The following is a 24,295-nucleotide window of genomic DNA, read 5'->3' on the forward strand; positions in this document are numbered from 1 at the left end:
CAACAGTGAGTGGTTATTACTCACCAGAAATTTATTAATGAGAAATTACATACTGCGGAGAATAGAAAGGATCCTCCGGGTCTGCTCCTGCATTAATTTGGAATTCGCCCTGGATTCCACGTTCAGACGCACTACCGGTTCGGTATTTGAACTGCGAAGATTAAACCGCCATTCGTCAAACTCAAGGCTGATACCGTCCGTATGGTCCACATTGATGGCTTCATCTTCATAAACTGCCAGCACACGGGCGATGGATTCTTTAGGCTGCTGCAAATAGCTGTTAATTTCGCCGGACGCAGGATAGGCCGTGATCCGGTCATTAATCAGTTGCCGCAGAGACTTGCCTTTCAGATGCAATAATTCAGCGACCAGCAGCCAGGGGATCATCCCACTGTCGCAATAATAGAAATCGCGGAAGTAATGATGGGCGCTCATCTCACCGCCATAGACCGCATCTTCCTGACGCATACGTTCTTTAATAAAAGCATGGCCGGTTTTCGACATAACAGGCACGCCGCCCGCACCGGTGACAATATCAATGGTATTCCAGCTCAGACGCGGGTCATGGATAATTCTTGAGTTGGGATATTTTTCGAGGAAGGCATCGGCAAGCAGACCGACGATGTAATACCCTTCGATAAAATTACCGGCATCATCAAAGAGAAAACATCTGTCAAAATCACCGTCAAAAGCGATCCCCATATCTGCTTTGTGCTTAATGATGGCATCCGTTGTGTCCTGACGGCACTCCGGCAATAACGGGTTAGGAATACCGTTCGGGAATGTGCCGTCTGCCTCATGGTGAACTTTGATAAATTCAACCGGCACACCGGCTGCAATAAACCGCTGTTCAATGGCATCGACAACATGGCCCGCCGCACCATTACCGGAGTTAAACACCAGTTTTAAAGGGCGGGTAAAGTTCTCTACATTGATAAAGCTGAGCAGCTTATCAACATACTCATCCAGCACAGAGGCTTTCTCGTAACTGCCGCGCTTAGCCTGATCGACCGGTGGAAAATTATTAGCTTCCGCCAGCGCCTGAATATCACGTAAGCCTGTATCGCCGCTGATCGGACGGGAATCTTCACGCACCAGTTTCATGCCGTTGTAGTTCATCGGATTGTGGCTGGCCGTCACTTCTATGCCGCCATCAAGACACAAATAAGACGTCGCAAAATAGATTTCTTCTGTGCCGGTCACGCCGATATCAACAACGTCCGTTCCCGCATCCTGCAAACCTTTCGCCAGCGCAAGTTTTAATGCTTCGCTGGTTAAACGTACATCGCCCCCCAATACCATTTTATTAGGTTTTAAATATTCCCCGTAAGCACGCCCTATGCGATAGGCAATATCTTCATTTAATTCGACGCCTAATTCACCGCGGATATCGTAAGCTTTAAAGCAAGTTAATGTACCTGACATATTTCATCCCCAAATTAGCAGCGACCATAGTGATCTTTTATACGGATAATATCGTCATCTTCCAGATAGGATCCCGACTGAATTTCCAGAAGTTCCAGAGGAATTTTTCCCGGGTTCTCTAACATATGCTGAGCCCCAATAGGGATAAACGTTGATTCATTTTCACTGAGCAGATAATTTTTATCTTCGAGAATAACTCTGGCGGTGCCCGACAGAATAACCCAGTGCTCCGCGCGGTGATGGTGCATTTGTAATGAGAACTGTCCGCCCGGTTTAACGGTGATGCGGTTCACATGATAACGAGGTGCAGTCACGACATTATCGTTACGGCCCCACGGGCGATAGGATTCGCGGTGCAAACGATATTCCCGTCGTTTATTATTTTTTAAATATTCGACGACTTTTTTAACGTCCTGCACCTGGTTTTTATCAATCACTAAAACGGCATCTTTCGTATTTACGATGACCAGATTATCCACACCAATGGCGGCCACCAATTTCTCATCGGTGTTGATATAACAATTGTTCGCATTATGGGTAAATACATCGCCATTGATGGCATTCCCTTCGGCGTTTTTATCATTCACGTCCCAAAGCGCCGACCAGGAACCCACATCATTCCAGCCCGCATCTAACGGAACAACAATCGCATCCGTGGTTTTTTCCATTACGGCATAATCAACCGATTCATCCGGGCAGGAAATAAATGCCGCTTTATCTACACGGATAAAATCTTGCTGCTCATCAGTATGCGAAGTCTCAATCGCTTTCTGACAGGCTTCGAGTATGTCCGGCCTGAATTTCGCCATCTCTTCAAGAAAACGTCTGGCGCGGAACAAAAACATACCGCTGTTCCAGTAATACTCGCCGCTTTCCAGATATTGCAGTGCGGTCTCAAGATTCGGTTTCTCGACAAAACGCTGCACCCGAAAAACAGGATCGGCATCACTGCTGAATTCTGTTCCCCGCTGGATATAACCGTAACCGGTTTCAGGGCCTGTTGGCACGATACCGAACGTGACCAGTTTCCCCTCCTCAGCGAACGGAATAGCATTCTGCACGGCCTGATGGAAGGCATCCGGAGACTCGATAACATGGTCGGCAGCAAGCACCAACAGTAACGGATCAGAACCGTTTTCGATGGCACTGAGCGCAGCCAGCGTAATAGCAGGCGCCGTATTGCGGCCGACAGGCTCAAGAATAATATTGTCGGAGAGCTGGTTTATTTGCCGTAATTGTTCGGCAACAAGAAAGCGATGCTCTTCATTACAAATAACCAGCGGTGCAGAAACGTCCAGCCCTTTTAAACGGGAGACCGTTTCCTGCAACATGGAATTATCGCCATGCAGACGAAGAAATTGTTTTGGATAAAGCTCACGAGACATTGGCCACAAACGGCTACCGGTGCCGCCAGCCATGATTACTGGAAGGATCATGATTACCTCGACGTAATAATTCCACGTTAATCTAAGAAAGATTAACGTCCTTTGGCATTAGGTAATGCTTAGCTTGATAAAGTTAAGATATGACAACCATACAAGGAGCGTTTATATAATCTATCTCGCGAATGAATTACACTTATCAATAAGCTGACGAGAATACTCAAGGTGGGTGTCCAAGTTCTTAATCTTCGTATTGAGGCCGATTTTATCACCTGCAAAATTGAAATTAGCGACAGATTCACCCTTTGCATCAACATCTATTCTTTTAAAGAAATCAAACAGCCCATCAAAACGACAGTTATCTACTTTGTTTTTAAAACCGCCATTAACAAAAATAACTGGCGTCCCCATAGCAAGACATGGAAGAGCAGTATGAATACGTGATGTCACAACTAATTTGGCATTAGCTAAACGCCTCAGAAAATCATCAGCAAGTTTGAAACCTTCTTTTGCAGTCACGTAAGGTATAATTTGAGTTTCAAACTTGGCGTTTTTAATTAAGTCGGGTTCAAAGTATTTATTTAGGACCCGATTCCTATGGTTAAATTCAAATGCCCTTCCATTTAAAATACGCTTCCCCAATCTTAAGGGTTTACGTAGTAATTCTGGGATAGTCATGGAATCATACATTACATCAATAAAGTAAACGTCATCAGTAACATTGTCCCTTTTATAGGTTTCACCAAGTGTAAGAGTCATGCAACCGGAATAATATGCTTCAATACCTTTAGAATTTAATAAATCTCTCGTATAGAAATCGCGACAACCAATTGGTTCGTGCTGTTTGAAATGTTGTATGGTTTCTTTAGAAAAAATAGCATCTACGATAGTAGAGTTAATATGAATAGAAACATATAACGGCTCAATATTTCTTGCTGGGGGGAAATTATCTGGAATGTCCATATACCAAGCATTCATGATCATTTTTACTGCATCCCCGCTATAAGTATTCATGTGGTCGCGAGGAATAAATGAGTCGACGGAATTTAAAAACTGTTTTGCAGCAGTACTTTGTACATAGTCACCTAAATTAATCCAATTCCTTTTTATATAAATATCACTCTCGTATGTCATAACCCCAAACTTATTATTCATAACGTCACCTTATAAACAGAAAGCGCAACACCAAATTAAAAACGTTTTTTTATCAAATTGACGATAAAACGTCTTTCAGTTGAATTTATAGAAAATATAGAAAGCATAACAAGGACAAATAAAGCATTAATAATCACTAAGAATATCAACCCACTCAAACCATTAGGTAAATATCCATTTATAAATTCACTAAACAAAATAGAAATTACTGTAACACAAGCAAGTCTGGGAAAGTCATTATATAAAAACGATTTATATCCCACATTGGCAATGCGGCTAACTAACAAAACTCTATATAAAAGTAATGCAAAAGAACAAACTACCCTAACCGAGTAAGCAACATAAATAGAGAACCCGAGCGAATAAAGCACGAATGATAAAGTCAGCGATAAAATCATGATTATAGAAACGGTAACTTGATATTTTTGCAGTCTTCCAACTGCATATATTGCAGTAATATATGGTCCAGATAATGCATCTATAAGTATGTATACAACGACTATTTTTATTAAGCCCTCCAAATATGGAGGCGCCTGAGAAAGCCATAAATTTACAATTACTTTAGTATCTACGAAAACAGGAATTGCAGAGATCAGTACAATACATGCTGTCAGCTTGCAACATAATTTAATTAAGGAGGAGACCTCCTGAGTTTGTAAAACCGACTGTTGCTTAATAATTTGTGGGTTAAATGCTGTCTGAAGAGTCCCTATAATTCTATTAAAGGCAACCATTATTTGTTCAGCTAGCCAGACAGAGCCATTTGCAACAACACCTACAAAGAAATAGGTTAGCAATGCTATACCCTGTGATAAACCAACAACACTCAATGACCCAATCATGGACCAACTTGAGAATGATAGTATTTCTTTAAAAAGGTCTTTGCTTTCAGATATTTTTGGTTTTATCTTACAAACATCCAATTTATTAACACAAAATACGAAATATAAAATAAATACAAGAAAATAACCGATCAATAAAAATAAAGAATAGTATACTATTTTATGATTAAAGTTAAAAAGCGTAAATATAAAGACCATAAACCATCGCTGGAAAGCATCGAAAATACCTATTTTCGCGAAGGCATCCATTTTTTCCAGAGCTATCAAAGCAGCCATAAACGGCGTTTGCATTATTTGGAAAAGAAGGGAAATTATTGATATTTGATATACCCAAAAAACATCAGACACTCTGCCTGCTGGTATATTCATTTTATGTGAAATAAACCATAACCCGGCTGTTTCTGCAAAAAATAGAACAAACGCGCAGATAGTTAAATGCACTAAAAAACTTGTATTAAAAACCTTATTAGTCCAGGCATGGTCGTTCCTTCCTAAACCAACAGATAAGAATCTCTGAGTCGCCAAAGCAGATACGTTTTGGATAAATGAAAACAAGATAATAATACTACCAACAACACTATATAAACCAAAATCATAAACACCTAACGCCTCCAACACCATCCTTGATGTATAGAATGTTACAAACATAATGAGTAACATTCTGGCATAAAGCATAAGAGTATTTCTTGCCATTAGTTTTTTATCAACCACGGAATTCTCTCTTATTCTAAAACTCTTAAGTTGTATATTAATTACCGTGAAAATACGAAAAATTACGCTTATGGGAAAAGGTAATATATTTATATTAAAGACAAATGATAATTTATTTCACTCGCTGCCTTTTCCCAAGAGTATTTTTGTACATGGGATAATCCTTTATGAATTAAATCCGACCTCACAAACTCATCTCGATTAAGGATATTAATCGCTTCTGCGATTTGAGCGACATTTTCTGGATCAACCAAATATGCAGCATTTCCAGCGATTTCACCCAATGAGGTTGTCGAAGATGTAATAACAGGAACGCCGCTCGCCATTGCCTCAAGTACTGGCAATCCAAACCCTTCGTACAAGGATACGAAGACAAGAGCCTTGGCACTTCTATAGATTTTTGGCAAATCAACTTTCTTAAGAAAACCCGAAAAAATAACTCTTTCAGACATCCCGAGTTCTGCAATTTTATTCTTTAAGGTAGTATTTTCCTCACCAGTAAATACAAGTTTTATTGTGCTTGGAATTTTTGATTCTCTAAATGCCAACAAGGTTCTAATCTCATTTTTATGTGATTTCCTGTTACTTACACAAAGAAAGTACTCAAAAGGATACCCTATTCCTTCTCCTTCAGGAGAAAAATCATTTGATACACCATTGCCTACATTGATTACCTTTTCCTTCGGTACGCCTGACCAATCAACTATCCTTTTTTTGGAAAACTCTGAAACCGTAAAAATATATTTAGCTTTTTTGCATCCTCGAAGGATAATAGTATTGTAAAATAATTTTTTTAGTACACTTGAATTATCTTCTCTGTCGAGATGATTTAGATCATGAATAGTAATTACATAAGGAGAGCAGGAATACAATGGAGGAATATACCCAGGGAAAAACAAAATTTTATTTCTAGTAAACATTGTTCTCAGCGTTAACCTAAAAGAATCTAACGGACTAAATGGTTTCCCAGTAAAACCTGCATCTTTATAACGGTTTATTTTATTCGTCTCGTGTGCGAAGGTACCTATACCGCCAGTTCCGTCCCAACGGTTATCAATTAATATTTTACTCATCAATAATCACACCCTTCAATAAATTAACAATTTCTTTCGTTAAAAAAATCCATGATTTTATTTGCGAGAGATTGGCACTCAGAGGGACCTGTGGGATATAATGAATTTTTGTCAAGATAATCAAGCATTCCATCTCTGGCAGGAGCAATTATTGGGAGATTTCTTTTCAATGCTTCTAGCATTATTAATGGTACGCCTTCATAATTTGAAGGAATGACCAGTAAATCTACAGAATTCGAGTGCTCCCATACATTTTCTTTCCAACCAAAGAAAACAACCTTTATATTCCCGTTGAGTTCTGTAGATAATTCTACTAATTTATCGAAATCAGGGCCATCACCAATAACATTAAGTTGAATATGAATATTAGATGGAATTCTTTTTAGCGCCTTAATGAGAATATCCTGTCCTTTCTGCCTGAAATAAATTCTTCCAGCCATGAGTATAGTCAAATAACCATGTTTTTTAACATTGTTTTCGTAGGTCAGATTCGTTTTAAAATCATTAGGTGTTTCAACAAAATTTTTCAAAACGCGCACTTGAGATTTGGGATTTTTCTTCTTTAAATCGAGTGAAAACTGACTACATATAGTAATATATTTATCACAACGTCTATAAGCATATTTCGCGAGAACATCTTTCACTAAAGCGAACCTACTCCCCATAACTTTAAAACTATGAGTATAAGGAATATAGCTGATAATATTATTTAAAGATAATTTCCTTCCCGCGCTTATAAAACCTGCCCCTAACTCAACATCCCCTTGGACGACTATTACGAAATCGAAATTATTATGTATTCCCTTTAAAAAACTAAAAGCTTCACGTAGATACTTCAAATTAATGAAGGAATTAATTATTTCCAGACGCCGATGACGCACTTGATGTAAAGTATAATCCAAACTTGATGACTTCATTAGAGTAATTAATTTATCATTATTTTCTGGGACAAAAGAACATATATCCACCCCTCTTTTTTTGAATTTTTTAATATGATTTACAGCCATCAATTCATGGCCGCCCAAAATTGAAGCTGTGAATACCACTGCTATTTTTTTATTTCTTAGCATATCATACTCGGCATATTAATTTCATGAGCACCAAAAAAATTAGTTGATAATTTCATTATGCTTTACTTTTTTTATTCCAAAGTGTACAAAGCCCTAAAAGAATAAATAAATTTGTCGCAGTAGGTGGCAACCAGTATGCTCCATCAGAAAGTGATGCGGTAAAATATGCTATGAAAGGAAGCATATAAGGAGACTTAACGATAGCTTTTAACTTTACAGCCAAGAACCATATATAATAGACGAGCAAAGGCAACCCAAAGATTTGTAATATTGCAGCAGGTAATACTTCATAAATCTCATCAAACTTTCTATCATAAAAAAGCATGCCATTAATCAATACCCAAAAATTATTTCCAACCATTTCTAAATACTCATTTATTTTCTCAATTCTTCCACTGCCTTCAGACAAGTCTCGATTAAATAATCTCTCGCGAATTATTTCAGAAAATACATTATCTGTTGTGAAGACAAAAAATAACAGTAGAGACAGAAAAAGGATACCAAGCAGAAAAATTATAATTGAGCGGCCTGAATTATTTTTGGATGTAAAGAACATCCACAATAACCCAGCAATCAGACCAATGTAAATTGAGACCGATGCTGTTAATAAAACGACAATGCATAACAGAGAGATGGGAATTATTACTTTCTTATTGTCTACGATAAAATTCGATATTACAGCAAAACCAATGAGTAGGAGATTTGCACCAAATAAATTTCCGTTTTGATAAGTGGAAGTAGCTTTTAAATATCCGATCCCCCAGATCATATTATTTTTCCCTGCCAAAAAGTCAGGAGTTATTGCATCTTGGTAATTCGCTGTTATTCCTGGGATTGTGACTTTATAATCACCAAAAATTTTTTGCATGAGTGCGTAGATGACAAGGATATAAAAAATAAATACTAAATTCCTTTTCCATTCTTCTGAGTTCTTTATTTGTAAAGCACCGTAGTAGCATAGGAACGAGAAAAAAGAAGTAATATAAGCAATTACAGATGCAGAGCCAAGATATCCACTACCATAATATTCATTGCCAGTGAATGATAACTGATTAAACAAAAACATGACTAAGACAAGTAAGATAGGTAATAAAACAAAGAATAACTCTATCTTCCTTTTAAAAACATACAGCAATCCAGAAACCATGAAGTAAAGACTGCTAATTAATGATATATATAATGGAAAGCCACCGAGCTTAGCACCAGCTTTAGGTAATGCGAATGTTATAAAAAGTAGAAAATTTCTCAGTTTATTCATCTTACATCCTGAGGGATAATATATAAAATTATTTTTGAGTTATTTTTGAAACTATAGCAGATTTAGGTGAAGATACTTTCTCGACCAAGTTACCTTCAACTATTGGTGCTAACTCTGAATTTCTAGATTCTAACGTTTTTATATGGAACACAGGGATATCTGCGAACCATTTTTGTTCACTGTTAATATGATTATTCTCTACAATTAGATAACTAGTAGAATTAAGCACATTTGAAACATTTACAACAGGCATGTCCTTTTGTGGCATTATATTAAATGAGAAGTTATTTTTAGATATTTTTATCGCCCCATTATTAGGACTAGTTAGTTTTATCAATGTGTTTGTAAATACATTACCTTGGATTAATAACTCACTAACAGTTCCATTTTGGGAAAATACTGTTACAACCCCATCTCCTATAAATTTATTATTAATGAACTTGATATTCCTGTTGTCTTGCTTAAGCGTTGAGTTAAATATCGCAGCTACTATGTTTTCCTTTTTTGTTGAAATAGAAGTATTGTTTTCGAATTTAATATCGTTACACAAAAAAAATGTTGCTAGTCCTCCATGCCTAAAGTTTTTTATAATATTATTTATTGCTAACGAATTATTGCAACCTTCAAAGTCAATACCAACATCCCTTCCCTGTTCAAGATAATTGGAATCAATAGTAATATATTCCCCCATCGACCCCCAAATCCCTCCTAGTTGAACATTTTTTATAGTATTGCCTTTAAAATTCAAATGGGATGCTTTCCTAATATTTTCCACAACCCCATCTCTTTTTGGGTTTGCATCCCCCCCCAGAACATTATACCGTGATAATATCCATCTATTTCACAATCAAAACAATTACAATCCTTTATGTAATGTAACTCAATGAAAGCTTTTCTTGTCGCTATATTTGATGACGCGCCATGACACTCACTAATGTTAACGTTATAATTTAATTCGGAACCATTTATGCGAACATAGCTTTTCATTACATCCGTTCTTAATAACCTACATCCATTACACATTACCTCACTAACTGATATAGAATGTGCTCCATTGCGAATACTAATAACTTCAATCATATCGTCTTCAGCGTTAAAAGTACCGCCTGTTATTTCAATATCTTGTTTATCATCAATAAGGAATATACATCCACCGCTACGGTCTGGAACATTTACTTTAAAAACGGCTTCTTTAGAAAAAATCAACTTACTTCCCGATATAACCTTTATTGATATCGCATCTATTAGATAATTACCTGCGGGGATATTTACAGTTTTCCCCGCAGACATTAGATCTAAGATGTGCTGAGTTATATTTAAAGCTTCTGGATTTTTCGAAGCTAAAGCTAGCCTACCTTTCAGCCCTAAAGTAAGAAAGGTTAATATAATTAGATTTCTACGATTCATATTTAACCTTCACTTTATGTTTGTAATAAACTACCCTTTAGAAACTATTTACTCTTAGGGTGGCTAGTATATTCATAACCATAGTAATTATAATAACTACTATGTCTTTTTATTATACCATTAAGAATGCATCCATTAATACTTACGCCGCTTTGTTGAAACCGGCTTAAACTCAATTCAATGTCTTTGGTGGTCGTATCTTCAAATCTGGCTACTATTAAGTTCGTTCCCGCATGCCGTCCAATTATCGCAGCATCAGTTACTGCTAATATTGGTGGGCTATCGATGATAACTAAGTCATAATTTTTTGTTGCCCATTCAATTAATTTTGAAAACCTTGGACTCATCAACAATTCAGCAGGGTTTGAAGGTAATTTTCCTCGGCCCAGAAAATCAATATTCGCCTTGCTAATTATATTTATAGCTTCTGAATACGGAATATCTGTGGTGAGTATATTCGAAAGTCCGATTCTATCAGATATACCCATAACTTTATGTGCAAACCCTTTCCTCATATCACCATCTATCAGTAATACTTTTTTATCTAGTTGTCCCATTACCACTGCTAAATTCGCACTAATAAATGACTTACCTGCGCCAGGAGTTGGCCCTGAAATCATCAGCACATTATTTGAAGATTCCATCATCGCAAAATACAAGCTCGTTCTAAGGCTTCGTATTGCCTCAATTGCTATATCTGCAGGGTTATCTATAGCGAGTATTTTCTCTACCTTTTCCACATTATTTATATTATTTCTACTTATTTTTAAATTATTGTTTTTCTCCATCCATTCTGAATTAGGAATACTTGCAAAAACATTAATCCCTAAGTTTTCAAGCTGTTGAGGTGTTTCGACGCCTTTATGTAAGAACTCTTTAAGAACAACAATAATAACTGAAAGCACTAAACTTAAAATAAAAGCAATTGCAACAATTATGGCTTTGTTCGGTTTGACCGGCTTCGGCTCGGTTACCGCCTGATCGATGATTCTCACGTTACCAATTGCACTGGATTTAGCTATCTCAAGTTCCTGTTGCCGGTTTAATAATTGCATATACACAGCACGCCCTGATTCTACATCTCGGCTTAGTCTTAACACTTCTTGCTGTGTAACAGGCATGGCTGATACTTGCTTACTTAGTTTATTTTTTTCATCTTGTAATATTTGCCTTTTCTCTAAGAGGGCTTTATAAGTCGGATGCTCTTTGGTAAACAGTTGAGAAATTTCTGCCTCTCTAAATGTTAATTGATTTAACTGATTATCAACATTCACAATTTGGTCAAGTATTGATTTAGCTTCCAGTGAAAGATCAATTGAATCCTTTTGACGTCGATAAGCATTCATTTTATTTTCAGCATTATCGAGATCGGCTCTTACTTTTGGCAATTGAATTTGAAGGAATTCTAAACTTTTTTCATTTTGCGCTGCTTGTCTCGCGATATTCTGTGCCAGATAGTTATTGCTTACACTATTTAAAATCCGGGATATCTTTACTGGATCACTTCCCATCATAGATAAAGTGAGCATACCGGTATCCTTTCCTTGGTCTGCCACTAATATACTTTTTTGCAAATCATTAATTACGTCTAATTTACTTGAATATTTTAACGAAAATTTCGTGTCAGGTACTGCATCTATCTTATTGACTAATATATTTATTTGTGGCTTTTCTAAAGTAACGCCAACCTGACCATAATAGTCAATCGAATCTATACTTACACGATAATGAGTTTTATCTACTATAGTCAATTCAACTTCGGGATTATCAGAGTTTAATTTTGGTACAAAAAGTTTACTCACTTCAATACTCTGTTTATTTTCTCCCATAAGTCGAGATAAACCTCTCCCAAAAATCGGAAAATATTTTTGCGAGACTTCTATTTGAAGATTAAGATCATCGATTGTTTCACCAAGAATCATTCTTGATTGTAACAAAGCAATCTCTGGCTCAGATTGAGGTTGTGTCTCTGGTAAAACCTGGCTAATACTATCTAAAATAGCATTACCTTGTTTCTGTTCTACTTGTATTAAAGCATCAGCTTTGTAAATAGGGGATGCAAAAATAACATATATTATTGCAAGTGAAGTTAGTGCAAATGTAATACAACTCACTAATTTATAGTGGTCGATCAATGCGCCGAAAAGACGATTTAAATCAAACTCTTTTGAGTCATCTTCATGGGTGTTTTTTGAAATAACTGACCGCATGCTTTATTTCCCTGATTAGTTATACACTGAGTTTTTTAACCCAGCATTGACAAGCCTGATCAATTAATTTAAATACAAATTCAAATACCTCAGGACTTTTCATATACGGATCCGGGATATCTCTCCCGTTCATCCAGTGCCCAAGTAGCATAACCTTCCCTCTTGACTCTGGATGATTTTCAGTAATGTAATCAATGTGTGACTTCTCCATTACTAAAATAAGATCATAATCCCGAATTAATCTTGAGCTGCATTGTTTTCCTTTATGACCAGATAAAGAAACCCCATATTTTTCAGCAATTGCAATTGCTGAGGTGTCAGCATCCTTATTTTCCAATGCTTTTATACCAGCAGAACTTACCTTTATATCTGGTAAGTAATTTTTCAATAGCCTCTCAGCTATTGGTGAACGGCAGATATTTCCGGTACATACAACTAAGATGGAATGATGCATATTAATCCCAGTTTCGGACAAAGCGGGTTGCTTCCGTTATACTATGCACACCAGATATTGTCGGCACTATTTGAGATATAACACGATTCCATCGAACCACAGGAGCCGTGGTAACATAAACAATATCATATGGTTGCAGGTGAAACTCTGTGCTCATTACCATCGCAGAAGCATCTTTTGCATTAAGCTGATAAATATTTGCAATTTTGCCTTGTTTGCTGCCTAAAACCTGTCGGATTACGAAAATCCCAGAAGCATCTGACATTTCCTGTGATACCCCTCCGCATGGCCTAATGCTTCCGCCAGCGTCATGCCACTGCGATCCATTTTAAGCGTACTTTGTTTTCCTACTTCTCCCATAACGAAAACTTTTAAGTCATCATTGCGCGGCACATAAAGTATATCGCCTGGATAAAGCAGATGGTTTTGAGTTAAATCCCCATTTTGTAGCAACGCCTGAAGCGATATACGCGTATCTTGTCCATTATGAGTCAGTATCACGTTGCGCCAGTCAGCGTCAGGAGCCATTCCTCCCGCAGCATTAATCGCATCTATTATTGTAAGTGGAATATTAGTGATTGGCTGCTGGCTAGATTTCACAACTTCCCCTGTAACGTAAACTTTCTGCGATCTAAAAGCCGCAACTCCCACATCGACCTGAGGACTTTCAATATAAGTCGCTAAACGACGAGTGATTTCATCACGCACTTCTGCGAGTGTTTTGCCTACTACGTATATTTTTCCAATATATGGATAAAATATCGTCCCATCAGCATTGACCCAGTTCCCTGTATCACTGGCACTGCGGTATTGCCCGGCTGGGGTGGTCAGTTCCGGGTGATCCCAGACGGTAACCATAAGCACATCACCAACACCGATACGATATTGGTAGTTTTGCAGTTGCAGATCTAACTGAGGATTTGGACGTGCTTCTTCAGTTAATGGACGCAGTTGATCAACCAGGCTGGGCGTCATCGGGTACACGTTCACTAATTTATCAATGTCATAATTGCTATCAGTAGGTTGAACAACATCTTTGTCCGTGGTACTTAACGACTGCCCTGGAATAACCGTACATCCGCTCAGTAACAAAGCCCCGAATAATGCAGAAATCTTAAACGTTTTATTTTTCATAAAATCCATATCATGTGGTTCAACAGAAATTGATGTTGGCCATGACGCTAATAACTAGCAGCCAATACATGAGGGTGATACATTATTTAAAAGACTGTTAATAAGCACCGTCTTTTCTAAGCACAACACTTACTGTTTTAAATAAGATGGCGATGTCATTCCACATCGACCAGTTTTTTACATACCAGGCGTCAAGATAGACGCGGGTCTCGTAATCCACATCACTGCGACCACTCACCTGCCATAATCCGGTCATTCCCGGTTTGCTCAGCAAGTAATAATCCACCTCATCACTGTAACGCTCCAGTTCAGCGTTAATAATAGGCCTCGGACCAACAAGGCTCATCTCTCCTTTTAATACATTAAATAACTGCGGCAATTCATCCATGCTGGTTTTACGCAATAAATGCCCGATGCGCGTAATACGTGGATCGTTTTTCAGCTTAAATGTCTCATCCCACTCGGCGCGTGCTTCGGGGTTATTTGCCAGCAATTCCTCAAGCACTTCTTTGGAATTGATTACCATTGAGCGGAATTTAAGACATTTGAAAGGACGGCCGCCTTTACCAATACGCTCATGGCCATAAATTGCCGGGCCGCCATCTTTCCTGACTTTGAAGCTGATATACAGCAGCAGCGGAGACAATATGGCAATAATCCCCAGTGAAGCCACAATATCGAAAGCACGTTTCAGGAAGCGTGATGACCATTTTGCCAGGTTCTGATGAACACGTAAGATCATCACTTCGTGGCTGAAAATAAACGACATATCCGTACTGTCGAGCGGCATGCCGCGCAGGGTCGGGATCACTGAGACATAACGGTAACCGTGGATCATAAACACCCGCAGCCAGTAGTTACGGATATCGCTCTGGTGTGCTTCCACGGCGACAATAAACTGGGTTTTCTTGTCGCACGGGGTTAATAACCACAGGTCATCGCAGAATATGATCGGAATGCCATCAATGCAGTCACCCGGCTTGTCAGTCAGTTCGCTGGAAATAAATCCGGTGACGTTCAGCCCGAGATTCTTTTCGCTTTGAATCGCTTTGTAAGCCTCGTGAGCATTTTTACCGGTACCAATAATAATGGCATCGCGTTGCCAGATACCCAGAACCGTTAATACACGCTTAGTCATCATGCGGGCACAAGGTACAAATATCAGCACCAACAGCCAGGTGAGGATCCACATATAACGGGAAAAATTCCATTCTGCGAAGGCCATCACCGCGATCTCAATAACGGCAAAAATGACCAGCGTGCGTAAAATTTCTTTCAGTTCAAACCAGAAGGTTTTGCGGTAGTAATAATGCCGCAAGCGAATCGAGAACCAGCCAACACAACAAAATGCCAGCGTCCAGTGCAATAAAACCAGGGCAGTAACATGTTGAGCGGGAATATAGTCATCAAACTCTTTGAGCATGAAGCTCAGTAATATTTTAGCGACATAAATCGACAGGGTAAAACTGACGAAATCCGAAAGAGCAAGAAACAGGCTTGAGTAAAAATTTCTGGTGAGAAATGTCATATTTCCCTCACAACAAGTATCAAAAATAATTATTACCTGAGAACATCAGGTTAATAGGCTTATAATAATGGACTTCATTAACTGTCTCCTGACATGCTGACATATCAGAAAAATAATAAATAAGTCATTTTGTAGATGCCTGACTGTTTCAGTCAGGCACAACCTTTCATTAAGGCAACTGCGGCGTATCTCTGTCTGAAGTAATACCGTACAAGCCGTACTGTCTGCCCAGCATCTGGCCACCATCACGCGTCAGTGGTGTCCAGCTGACCGCTGGCGTGCTGCGTGTTGGTTTGACAGTCAGCAAGTCCAGCGGAACAGAGATGTAGAAGCCTTTAGTAAAGGAGCCTTCACCGTATTCCTGTTTAGAGACATTCGTCAGCGTCGCATAGGCTCCCACGGTGACACCGCTGTCAAAGCGTTTGGAGAGATCCAACGTGCCGCCTTTATCTTTAGCCAGATATTGCCCGACACTCATTTTCACCAGCACATCATCCATAAATGCCGGCCGCCAGTAGGCTGTCAGGTTGCCGGTTGCGGCCTTGTAATTAGTGAAGCGCATCATGTCGTCCCAGTCGCGCTGTTTGACATAGTTAGCATCAATACCCAGTGCCCAGTCAGAATCCAGTGGCCGGTAGAGCACTTCGCCCCCGACGCCGCCGTACATCATCTCCAGATAACCGCCATAAAGCTGTCCGTAGAAACCGTTGCCCAGATAACGGAAGTAGTTGGCTTGTAGGTTATTCACATAGACATCGTTCTGAACATATTCACGGATATGCGTTCGTACGCGTGGCAGAGAAGAGTCATTACTGACGCCGTCATAGCGGAACTTATCGTAGTTATTGGCAACGTTGCCGAACACGCCGCCATCGACAAGCAGGTGATCTGTCAGCCAGTAGTTGGCATCCGCCAGCACACCGATCTGATACATATAAAAGTTTTCAGGGCCGCCGACGGATTGTCTTAATACCGGCGAAAGGCTGTAATTAAACCGGTCTTTGCCGATAAAGAATCCCTGACCGACGTCTGTGACCGGTTCAATCCGTTGCTGGTTCAGGGACTGTTCCTGCCCCAGCGGATAACCCTGTTGCTGCTGACGCAGACTCGCCACGCGGGTACGTGTGGTGACCATCGGCATACCAAAGCGGTTTTGGGTAACATCCAGTGTGTCGACATTCTCCGGCAGATTATTCAGCATGATGAGATTGGCACGCTCTACGCCTTTGGACGTATTGCGATATTTATCCTGCTGACCCGTAACGTTGAGAGTGTCGTCACGGATGTCGATACGCGGTTCGCTAAACCCGGCATTGCCTTTAATCTGAGCCAGTTGCCCGGTCGCGACGCTGTAATTAACCATTCCCGCACTTTGCGGCTGCGGCTGATAGGCAGGAACCGGATCATCAATCTGATGAGGAACCCAATCGTTCATGTTACTGCGCAGGGTAAAACCGAACATAAAGGTATTGCCACGCTCGTAGCTGGCATTGACATCCATCCAGCTTGCCAGGCGATAAACAGCACCGAAGTTAAACTTACTGTTCTGTTTTAGTGCCCCGGCGAAATCATCGCGGTAATTATTACCATCGTATTCCATCTTCAGGCGCAACGGCTGCCAGGGGGTCTGATACTCTACGCCGCCGAATACCCCCGCAGGGCCGCGGAACATATCATTTAGTGAAATATCGCCGGTGGAATGGCTTTGCGCGCGGGTACAATATTTATCGCTGGCTTTGCAGAAAGGGTTCGTGATATTGCCGCTGTTGCCGATATAACCCCAGCCTACCCCCAGCGTGAAATCTAATGGTCCGGCCGCTTTACTGGCGACCAGATACTCACTGTCGAACAACCCCGTGCCGCCGATATCGCGCTTGCCCAACGCGACCTGCGGAAGATAGTAACCCTCTTCCCACAGTCTTAATTTCACATCGAAAGACTTGTCTTTATAGGTTTGATTGCCGCTGAAGTTCGGATCACTACTGTAAAGCCGGTCACGCACGTCGGTATAACGCAACGTGGTCTCCAGCCAGGGAAACAACGCCATCGAGACCGAATAAAAACGGTAGGCATCATTATCGCGGTAGTTGGCACTGGACTCCCCTTCTTTCGGGACCCGCGCCGTCGGTGTTTGTAAAAGTCCCGCTCCACCGAAATCGGACTGTGAAGGACCAAGGGGTTCATCATACGTTTGCGCCCGGACGGAATTAGCGTAAACCACGGACACAGCAAGCAGGCTGAGAAGATATTTTGGTTTCATCATTCAGGGATCCGGTGCGCCAAAACAGAGACGATGTGCTGATTAAGGTTTTCAAACTGGCGCGGCAGCGTCCAGTCAGAAAAACCGACCCAAATGATACTGCCCGGCTGGGCTTCAGCGTGGCGATAATTCCAATACGCGACCGGCGCGACCCGGATGGTTCCATTGGGATCAATCACCACGGCTTCATTCAGATTGGCACCAGAAAGAAATTGATGATCCGCGAGATACTCACGAATCGTACGTCCTGCAACCCACGGCTGTTTTCCCGCACCACTCACCGCACCCAGCAACAACACGCTGTTGGGACGCGTTGCGGTATAGACGCGATAATCCCCCTGTAACGGGCGGTTAGCGGCATTGTTGTTGAGGATCAAATCCGAATCCATCGGGGTAAACTGACGACCGGTAACCTGCAACCCCTGCAACTGCTGAATGACGCGGTTAATGGTATGCTGCGTATCGCCACTCTCCGTGGCACGCCAGGCCTTGAGCTGGTTCTGCATGTACAGATACTGTTGCTGCGCCTCTGGCGTGGCGGCAGGCACGGCAATCACCGTGCCGGGCGACCAGGATTGGCGGATCAGGTCAGACTCCGCCATCATCTGGCGCATATCTTTAATATGGCTGAGTATCTGGGCAGGCTGCCCCTGAGAGGCGCTGGTGTAAACGGCCACGTTGCTCTCGGAAAATGTCATCCCCGGCAAGGCGCTAAAAATGAATAAAAGCGTTTTTATTTTCATGCTGGTGGGATCCCCGCATTGGCAGGTTTGAGCAATGTCATACTCACCGGCATATCTGCTCCCAACCTCTGATTGCTCTTGAGCACTAATCCGCTGTGTGGATCTACCCAGAAAGTGTTTTGCCAGCGGTCGCCCGTGGCCTGAAGCGTCACTTCCTCGCGCCACACCTGACAGGCGACGACTCTTCCGGGAAATGTCAGGGTTTCATCGTCCTGACGGCTGAAATGGGATGTCACAACGGATGACAATGGCTGCCGGTTCTCCGTCCAGCGCATCAGGCGCGTCCAGCTCGCCCCTTCACGCAAATTTGCTGCATGCAACAGCGGGTCTTGTTGCAGATTGGTGACTTCCAGCAGATCCCCTTGCGAATAACCGGCCGACCGAACAAGGCGACCATTTTGGGTAATAAACACGACCTGGTCGCCGGTACTCCATTTTTCAAAACCATCCTGGAGATAACCGACCACAAAGATTTGCGCAGATGTAGGCAGTTTTAAATAAATGCTGCCGTAAGGAATAGCGGCAATTCTTTGGGGTGGCACCACAACATCCTGCGGCCCTTTAATGGCAACCTTAAAAGTATCAACCAGACTGTTTTGCGAAGGGGAACATGCTTGTAACAAGAGGCAGAGGAACAATAAGGAATAGCGCACAAGTGATTCCCTATATCTTTATTATCATGTGGGAAAATAACCACACGGATGTGTGGTTATAATTAAGTGACTTATTAGCGTGACGTTGTGGTGGTAGTTGAGGTATTGGTATTGCTGTTACCATCACTATCATCGTTACCTACAGCAATCAGACCTGCGGCTAATATTGCGCCGCTGGTACCAACCACTGCCGCCACTGTTTCCCCTGAGCTAAGTTCAGCAGCAGATGTTGTCTGCGAATATAGCGGCAGCATCATCAGGGCAATAACAGAAAACATGAGTTTTCTCATAATTACTCCTCTTCAATTGACAGACGGATTGTTCGCCCAATAACCAATGGGCCCTTTGAGTATATCAATAGAAAATAATTATTGTACAATTTAAGACCGGTATATATTTTAGCCATGCTACCGCTCCTGGTTTACGGCCACCAATTTGCCAAAATATTTACTCAACAGTTTCCCACGCAAGGCTATCTCACCATTAAATTTCAGGCGAGATATCCTTAGCGTTTACAGAAGTTATTAATATTTACAACGTTATGGCAATAATGTTCAGCCATTCGAAAAGAACGACTGAATCAGCTCCTCCTGATTATAGGAAGTCCACAATATCCCTTGCATTGCCCGAATATTGCTGCCATTTAAATACTCTACGTGTTGTGCATTTTCGACACCTTTCACGATAACACCCTGACAATAAGGCGTGAGGTGTTCAATAATTTTTCTAAAAGATTGAGTTCCCTGGTGTTGCCAAAAAAAACTTTCGCTGACCTTTATATATTCAAACGATTCGTTCATAACCAGTGAAAGGCTGGTGCTACCGGCCCCGAAATTATCTAACCATAACGTGCAGCATTCTGATAATGACCGGATAACCTTGCGCGGACTTTCTTCACTAAATTCAGAAAAATTCTGATCCAGTGCCAGCCGGATAAAGCGATGTTGCTGTAAGACATTACGTATAGCGGTATTGCTAACGATATGACAGGCGATGTCATCGTCGATATTTATAGATAACAGAAAATCATTATCGATAAATATATTGGCATTGACGCAGGCAAGTGTGACCTGGTTGAAAAATACTTTTACTTTATCTTCAGGAGATAAATTATGTTCATAACCACATGAATTTTGTTGACTTTCTACTTTTTGCGACTTTCTCGCCAATTCGAAACCCAACAGGCCACCGGAAGCAGTGACGATGGGTTCAAAAATATGTCCCGGATAACCTCTTGTGACCGATTGCATATCGTCCCCTGAAATAAATAGCAATAGCCGAACAAAACTTCTTCAAAGCAAAAATAATTTTTGATACTTGTTATATTTATCGGTTAACTCAATTTCCCACGGCATGTTTGTGCAAAAAGAACAATGCCGAGCTACTGCTGGCGTCCACGCCAATCTTTCTTAGAGAGTTACATTTATGGACGCTGATCGTTTTTACACTCAGTTTCAGGATGTTTGAGATACTGGTAACAGACAGGCCAGACATCATCATCACTAAAACCTTCTCTTCCATTCGCGTAATATTGTAGTTAAACGCCTCCTTGTTAATCGTGGTGCCACGCAGCTGAATAAACTGTTCTATTGCATTCGCCACGTCAGATAAGTCATTTTTCTTCTTCAAAAATTTAAATTCCTTTTTGAGAAGAAGCTCAAGCATCAGAACATCGACCGCAGAAGACACAATAAGTATTCGTTCCGGGTCTAAAACATTCAGATTCTCTCGCAAAAACTCGTAGCACTTGTGGAAGCCACCCGCTGACGGGTCGATGATCAGATAATCCTTTGTATACAATTGCACCTGTTCGCTTTGGTCATAGGAAATGACACCGTTCACGTAAGGTACCTTCTTGGAGATTATTTCTTTCAACGCCAATTTCGTAAAATGGCACTCACTCCAGATAATTACCCGAGGCATTGGGCCGCCTAATTTTGTGGTTTTAAAAACGCTCAAACTCTACTCCGAGATACCGGGGGAGAATAAAGCACTTTCAGAACGATATAAAGAAAACGAAGTTTACCTGCGTTTTAATTCATATTTATTCCTTTCCTAAGACTGTATGTAGAGTAATACGCAGCGGAAACTCTTCAAATCGTTTTTCTCGCTCATAAACATGAGCAACAATAGGTTTGACCGATCGATTTACACATTCTTATCGTTATTAACCTACCTCTTTCCTAGGCGTATTCTTAGTTATATGGCTAATTCAACGCAGAAATGTGAGCTATACGACGCTTTTCACTGATGTGACGGCAAAAATCTAAGAACTATCTCAATAAGAACTGATCGCATTCCAGTGGATTTGTTAAAGCACCATTTGGCCTGATTATTTACTGTAGAACAGAGCATTATTCTTTTTTAGAGTAAATTTTAGTTTTTATTTTCACGAAAAATAAACATCAATACTTCAAAATCAGGATGTTTTCTTAAAAACACCTTCAGAAATCTAAACTATTGGAGTTTTGTACATAGATATGTATTGGAAATAAGTTTTCAATTATTAAGATAATTACCTAGGAGTTATCCTAAACCTATAGAAAAATAACCTTAGCACCCTATTTTCAGGGTGCTATAGGATTTTTATTACTGCGATTTTATTTTTCTAACCAAGAGGAATCCTAATCCTGACAACATTTATTGCTAAATACTGTCACAGAATCTGCCTAAGTGCCTCAGGAATGAGTCTGTCAAAACCCTTCAGGATGAATAGCAGGTAATAACATGTTTACGGCTGGCATAAAAAAAACCGCCTTGTGGCTGGTTGTTGACGGGCTATTTAAAGGATTTCACATTGCTAAAGCACGGCCTGTTTAATTTTCTCCAGCCAGCCATCGATGCGTTTTTCGGTCAAATCGTATTGATTTTCCTCATCCAGCAGCAAGCCGAGGAACTCGTCGTTTTCCAGCAGTGCGACCGGGAAACAAAATTTATAGCCTTCCCGTGGACAGCTTCCGATGACACAGGCACCCCGCATAATGACAGTGTCATAAAAAATTCGCATGGTGCTGACAAAGCTTTGGGAATTGTTGGGCGGATCGCTCCAGCCTGCCCCCCGTTTTTCGCTCTGGTCGGCGCGGGTTAACACGTCAGTAAATTCCAGCCAGGCGTCGTACGGATTGCCGGTATAGATTTCGACTGCATTTCCATCATTTTTACGGTCTGACCGCCCCCGTTTTCCCCTCTGCGGCAGATTAACCCTGCCAATAAAGCGGCGTTTTTTTCGCTCGTACTCTCCTTTACGTTCTTAATAATTCAATATCATTAACTAATCACGCAACTTTATGATGCATCCCCCTTGCAATATTTAACTAAAATTTAAAATTATTGAGTTTAATTTTACAATTTCGCATTAAAGCAGCAACAAACCGGTGCCGATAATAATTTCGTGCTATGACTCATAAAATAAAAGGGTAACTATGAAAATCTCCACAAGATTATTTGTACTTGTTGGTTCTGCTCTTCTTGGCGTTTCCTGCGTTGTGGGTTCGGCATTGTATTCATTGAATTATTCTCTGATTGAAAGCAGAAAGACGGAAATCGTCAACTTACTGACTAAAGCCGAACATATCTCCCGTTATTATGTTCAGGAACAAACGTCCGGGAAAATGAATCAGGCGCAGGCCCAGGAAGGCGCTAAGAAAATGCTTTCTGAACTTAACAGCGAATCTAAAAGTTACTACTGGGCGAACGATGATAAAGATTTAACGATTGTTCACCCGAATCCCGATCTCATCGGCAAACGTTCAGGCGGAAACCATACGCCGTCCGGCATGGTGGATAATGAAGCTTATAAACAGGCGGTAAAAGAAAATCACTTCGGGCTGGTTGATGTGCTGGTCAAACGCAGCGCCAGCGAGCCATTGCAGCCTAAATTGCAGGGCGTGGTATCCATCCCTGAATGGAACTGGATGCTCGGTACCGGCTTTTTCTACGACGACATTAACGCCAGTTTCTGGACAATGGCCTGGGAACTGCTGGCGATCTCTCTGGCGATTTTCGTGGTGGTGAGCATTATCGCCGGGGTGATGACCCGCAGCATCCGCCGCACGCTTGGCGGAGAGCCGGATATCGCGGCCAACATTGCCGCGCAAATTGCCGCCGGTAATTTAAACATCGACGTAAAAATTGCCGATAACGACCGTTCCAGCCTGATGTATACGCTCAACGAGATGAAACAAAAGCTGCGTGAACTGGTGCAGGAAATTCAGCTGTCGAGCGATGCGATTGCCACCGGCTCCAGCGAAATCTCAATGGGGAATACCGACCTGTCGCAGCGCACCGAAGAGCAGGCGGCATCACTTCAGGAAACTGCGGCCAGCATGGAAGAGATCACCGCAACAGTCAAAATGAACGCCGAAAATGCCCGTCAGGCCAGCCAGCTGGCGGTTAAAGCCACGTCGGCCACACAACACGGCGGCGAAGCGATGAGCCAGTTGACGAACACCATGCAGCGCATTTCCACCGAATCGCAGGATATCGTGCAGATTGTCGGGGTGATTGAAGGCATTGCGTTCCAGACCAACATTCTTGCGCTCAATGCGGCCGTTGAAGCTGCGCGTGCGGGGGAAGCGGGGCGTGGTTTTGCGGTAGTGGCGAGTGAAGTCCGCACCCTGGCGCAGCGCAGTGCGACAGCGGCGAAAGACATCAAAAACCTGATTGGGGAATCGGTCACGCGGATCACCGCGGGTTCCAGTCAGGTGACGCTGGTCGGGGAACGCATGAATGAAATCGTGCAATCCATTAAGCAGGTGAACGATATTATGGATGAGATTGCGTCTGCGTCGTCCGAACAAAGCATCGGTATCGAGCAGGTCAATCTGGCGGTGACGCAGATGGACGGCGTCACGCAGCAAAACGCCGCGCTGGTGGAACAAGCCGCCGCCGCTGCCGCGTCTCTGGATCAGCAGGCGCACCAGTTACGCCAGACGGTGACAGTCTTTAAATTGTAACCTGATTTTCAACAAATCATCCTGAACGACCCGTT

At 41.4% G+C, this 24,295-nt stretch carries 20 protein-coding genes and 1 pseudogene; 1 reads left to right on the plus strand and 20 read right to left on the minus strand.

The features are described 5' to 3' along the window. Positions 1 to 45: 45 nt before the first annotated feature. The 20 genes and pseudogenes from cpsG to ACM5QY_RS00610 form a co-directional block, all read right to left on the minus strand. Positions 46 to 1,425 (minus strand): phosphomannomutase CpsG, encoded by a 1,380-nt coding sequence (gene cpsG / locus ACM5QY_RS00515; protein WP_416118770.1) that lies wholly within the window; start codon positions 1,423 to 1,425, stop codon positions 46 to 48. Positions 1,426 to 1,439: 14 nt separating this feature from the next. Further along, on the minus strand, positions 1,440 to 2,861 hold the full coding sequence (locus tag ACM5QY_RS00520; RefSeq protein ID WP_416118771.1) for a mannose-1-phosphate guanylyltransferase/mannose-6-phosphate isomerase: 1,422 nt from the start codon (positions 2,859 to 2,861) through the stop codon (positions 1,440 to 1,442). Positions 2,862 to 2,981: 120 nt separating this feature from the next. Continuing rightward, positions 2,982 to 3,962 carry a polysaccharide pyruvyl transferase family protein gene (locus ACM5QY_RS00525; RefSeq protein ID WP_416118772.1) on the minus strand — a complete coding sequence of 327 codons (981 nt, stop codon included), beginning with the start codon at positions 3,960 to 3,962 and terminating at the stop codon, positions 2,982 to 2,984. Between the two features lie 35 nt (positions 3,963 to 3,997). Further along, a complete protein-coding gene (locus tag ACM5QY_RS00530; RefSeq protein WP_416118773.1) occupies positions 3,998 to 5,515 on the minus strand; it encodes an MATE family efflux transporter in 1,518 nt (505 codons plus the stop codon). A gap of 89 nt (positions 5,516 to 5,604) precedes the next feature. Next, complete coding sequence (locus ACM5QY_RS00535; RefSeq protein WP_416118774.1) at positions 5,605 to 6,588, minus strand: glycosyltransferase family 4 protein; 984 nt, start codon at positions 6,586 to 6,588, stop codon at positions 5,605 to 5,607. 23 nt (positions 6,589 to 6,611) lie between these two features. After that, positions 6,612 to 7,658, minus strand: coding sequence for a glycosyltransferase (locus ACM5QY_RS00540; RefSeq protein ID WP_416118775.1), 1,047 nt, complete (start codon positions 7,656 to 7,658; stop codon positions 6,612 to 6,614). A gap of 55 nt (positions 7,659 to 7,713) precedes the next feature. After that, the gene (locus ACM5QY_RS00545) at positions 7,714 to 8,916 is read right to left on the minus strand and encodes a hypothetical protein (protein ID WP_416118776.1); all 1,203 of its coding nucleotides are present in this window, start codon (positions 8,914 to 8,916) and stop codon (positions 7,714 to 7,716) included. Between the two features lie 28 nt (positions 8,917 to 8,944). After that, complete coding sequence (locus ACM5QY_RS00550; protein ID WP_416118777.1) at positions 8,945 to 9,691, minus strand: right-handed parallel beta-helix repeat-containing protein; 747 nt, start codon at positions 9,689 to 9,691, stop codon at positions 8,945 to 8,947. Next, complete coding sequence (locus tag ACM5QY_RS00555) at positions 9,661 to 10,323, minus strand: hypothetical protein (protein WP_416118778.1); 663 nt, start codon at positions 10,321 to 10,323, stop codon at positions 9,661 to 9,663. Before ACM5QY_RS00555 ends, ACM5QY_RS00550 begins: the two co-directional genes overlap by 31 nt. 44 nt (positions 10,324 to 10,367) lie before the next feature. After that, positions 10,368 to 12,533, minus strand: a complete 2,166-nt coding sequence (locus tag ACM5QY_RS00560; protein WP_416118779.1) for a polysaccharide biosynthesis tyrosine autokinase — start codon at positions 12,531 to 12,533, stop codon at positions 10,368 to 10,370. Positions 12,534 to 12,552: 19 nt separating this feature from the next. Next, positions 12,553 to 12,987 carry an arsenate reductase/protein-tyrosine-phosphatase family protein gene (locus tag ACM5QY_RS00565; protein WP_416118780.1) on the minus strand — a complete coding sequence of 145 codons (435 nt, stop codon included), beginning with the start codon at positions 12,985 to 12,987 and terminating at the stop codon, positions 12,553 to 12,555. 1 nt (position 12,988) lies between these two features. Then, positions 12,989 to 14,121 (minus strand): annotated as a pseudogene (locus tag ACM5QY_RS00570) (polysaccharide export protein). Positions 14,122 to 14,218: 97 nt separating this feature from the next. Continuing rightward, positions 14,219 to 15,649 carry an undecaprenyl-phosphate galactose phosphotransferase WbaP gene (gene wbaP, locus ACM5QY_RS00575; RefSeq protein ID WP_416118781.1) on the minus strand — a complete coding sequence of 477 codons (1,431 nt, stop codon included), beginning with the start codon at positions 15,647 to 15,649 and terminating at the stop codon, positions 14,219 to 14,221. 169 nt (positions 15,650 to 15,818) lie between these two features. Next, positions 15,819 to 17,909, minus strand: coding sequence for a YjbH domain-containing protein (locus ACM5QY_RS00580; RefSeq protein ID WP_416122792.1), 2,091 nt, complete (start codon positions 17,907 to 17,909; stop codon positions 15,819 to 15,821). Next, a complete protein-coding gene (locus ACM5QY_RS00585; protein ID WP_416118782.1) occupies positions 17,909 to 18,652 on the minus strand; it encodes a capsule biosynthesis GfcC family protein in 744 nt (247 codons plus the stop codon). The genes ACM5QY_RS00580 and ACM5QY_RS00585 overlap by 1 nt, the downstream gene beginning before the upstream one ends. Continuing rightward, positions 18,649 to 19,305: a YjbF family lipoprotein gene (locus ACM5QY_RS00590; RefSeq protein ID WP_416118783.1), complete on the minus strand. Its 657-nt coding sequence runs from the start codon at positions 19,303 to 19,305 to the stop codon at positions 18,649 to 18,651. Before ACM5QY_RS00590 ends, ACM5QY_RS00585 begins: the two co-directional genes overlap by 4 nt. A gap of 74 nt (positions 19,306 to 19,379) precedes the next feature. Next, on the minus strand, positions 19,380 to 19,595 hold the full coding sequence (locus tag ACM5QY_RS00595; RefSeq protein WP_416118784.1) for a hypothetical protein: 216 nt from the start codon (positions 19,593 to 19,595) through the stop codon (positions 19,380 to 19,382). A 264-nt stretch (positions 19,596 to 19,859) separates the two neighbouring features. Next, entirely contained in the window at positions 19,860 to 20,555 is a 696-nt protein-coding gene (locus ACM5QY_RS00600) for an EAL domain-containing protein (RefSeq protein WP_416118785.1), read from the minus strand. An 88-nt stretch (positions 20,556 to 20,643) separates the two neighbouring features. After that, positions 20,644 to 21,147 carry a helix-turn-helix transcriptional regulator gene (locus tag ACM5QY_RS00605; protein WP_416118786.1) on the minus strand — a complete coding sequence of 168 codons (504 nt, stop codon included), beginning with the start codon at positions 21,145 to 21,147 and terminating at the stop codon, positions 20,644 to 20,646. 958 nt (positions 21,148 to 22,105) lie between these two features. Further along, a complete protein-coding gene (locus tag ACM5QY_RS00610; RefSeq protein ID WP_416118787.1) occupies positions 22,106 to 22,396 on the minus strand; it encodes an NADPH-dependent FMN reductase family protein in 291 nt (96 codons plus the stop codon). 331 nt (positions 22,397 to 22,727) lie between these two features. Here ACM5QY_RS00610 and ACM5QY_RS00615 point away from each other — a divergent pair, with 331 nt between their 5' ends. Further along, entirely contained in the window at positions 22,728 to 24,260 is a 1,533-nt protein-coding gene (locus ACM5QY_RS00615; RefSeq protein WP_416118788.1) for a methyl-accepting chemotaxis protein, read from the plus strand. The last annotated feature ends 35 nt before the right edge of the window (positions 24,261 to 24,295 follow it).

Origin of the sequence: Rahnella sp. PCH160 (assembly GCF_047784855.1) — a bacterium.
Taxonomy (GTDB): Bacteria; Pseudomonadota; Gammaproteobacteria; order Enterobacterales; family Enterobacteriaceae; genus Rahnella.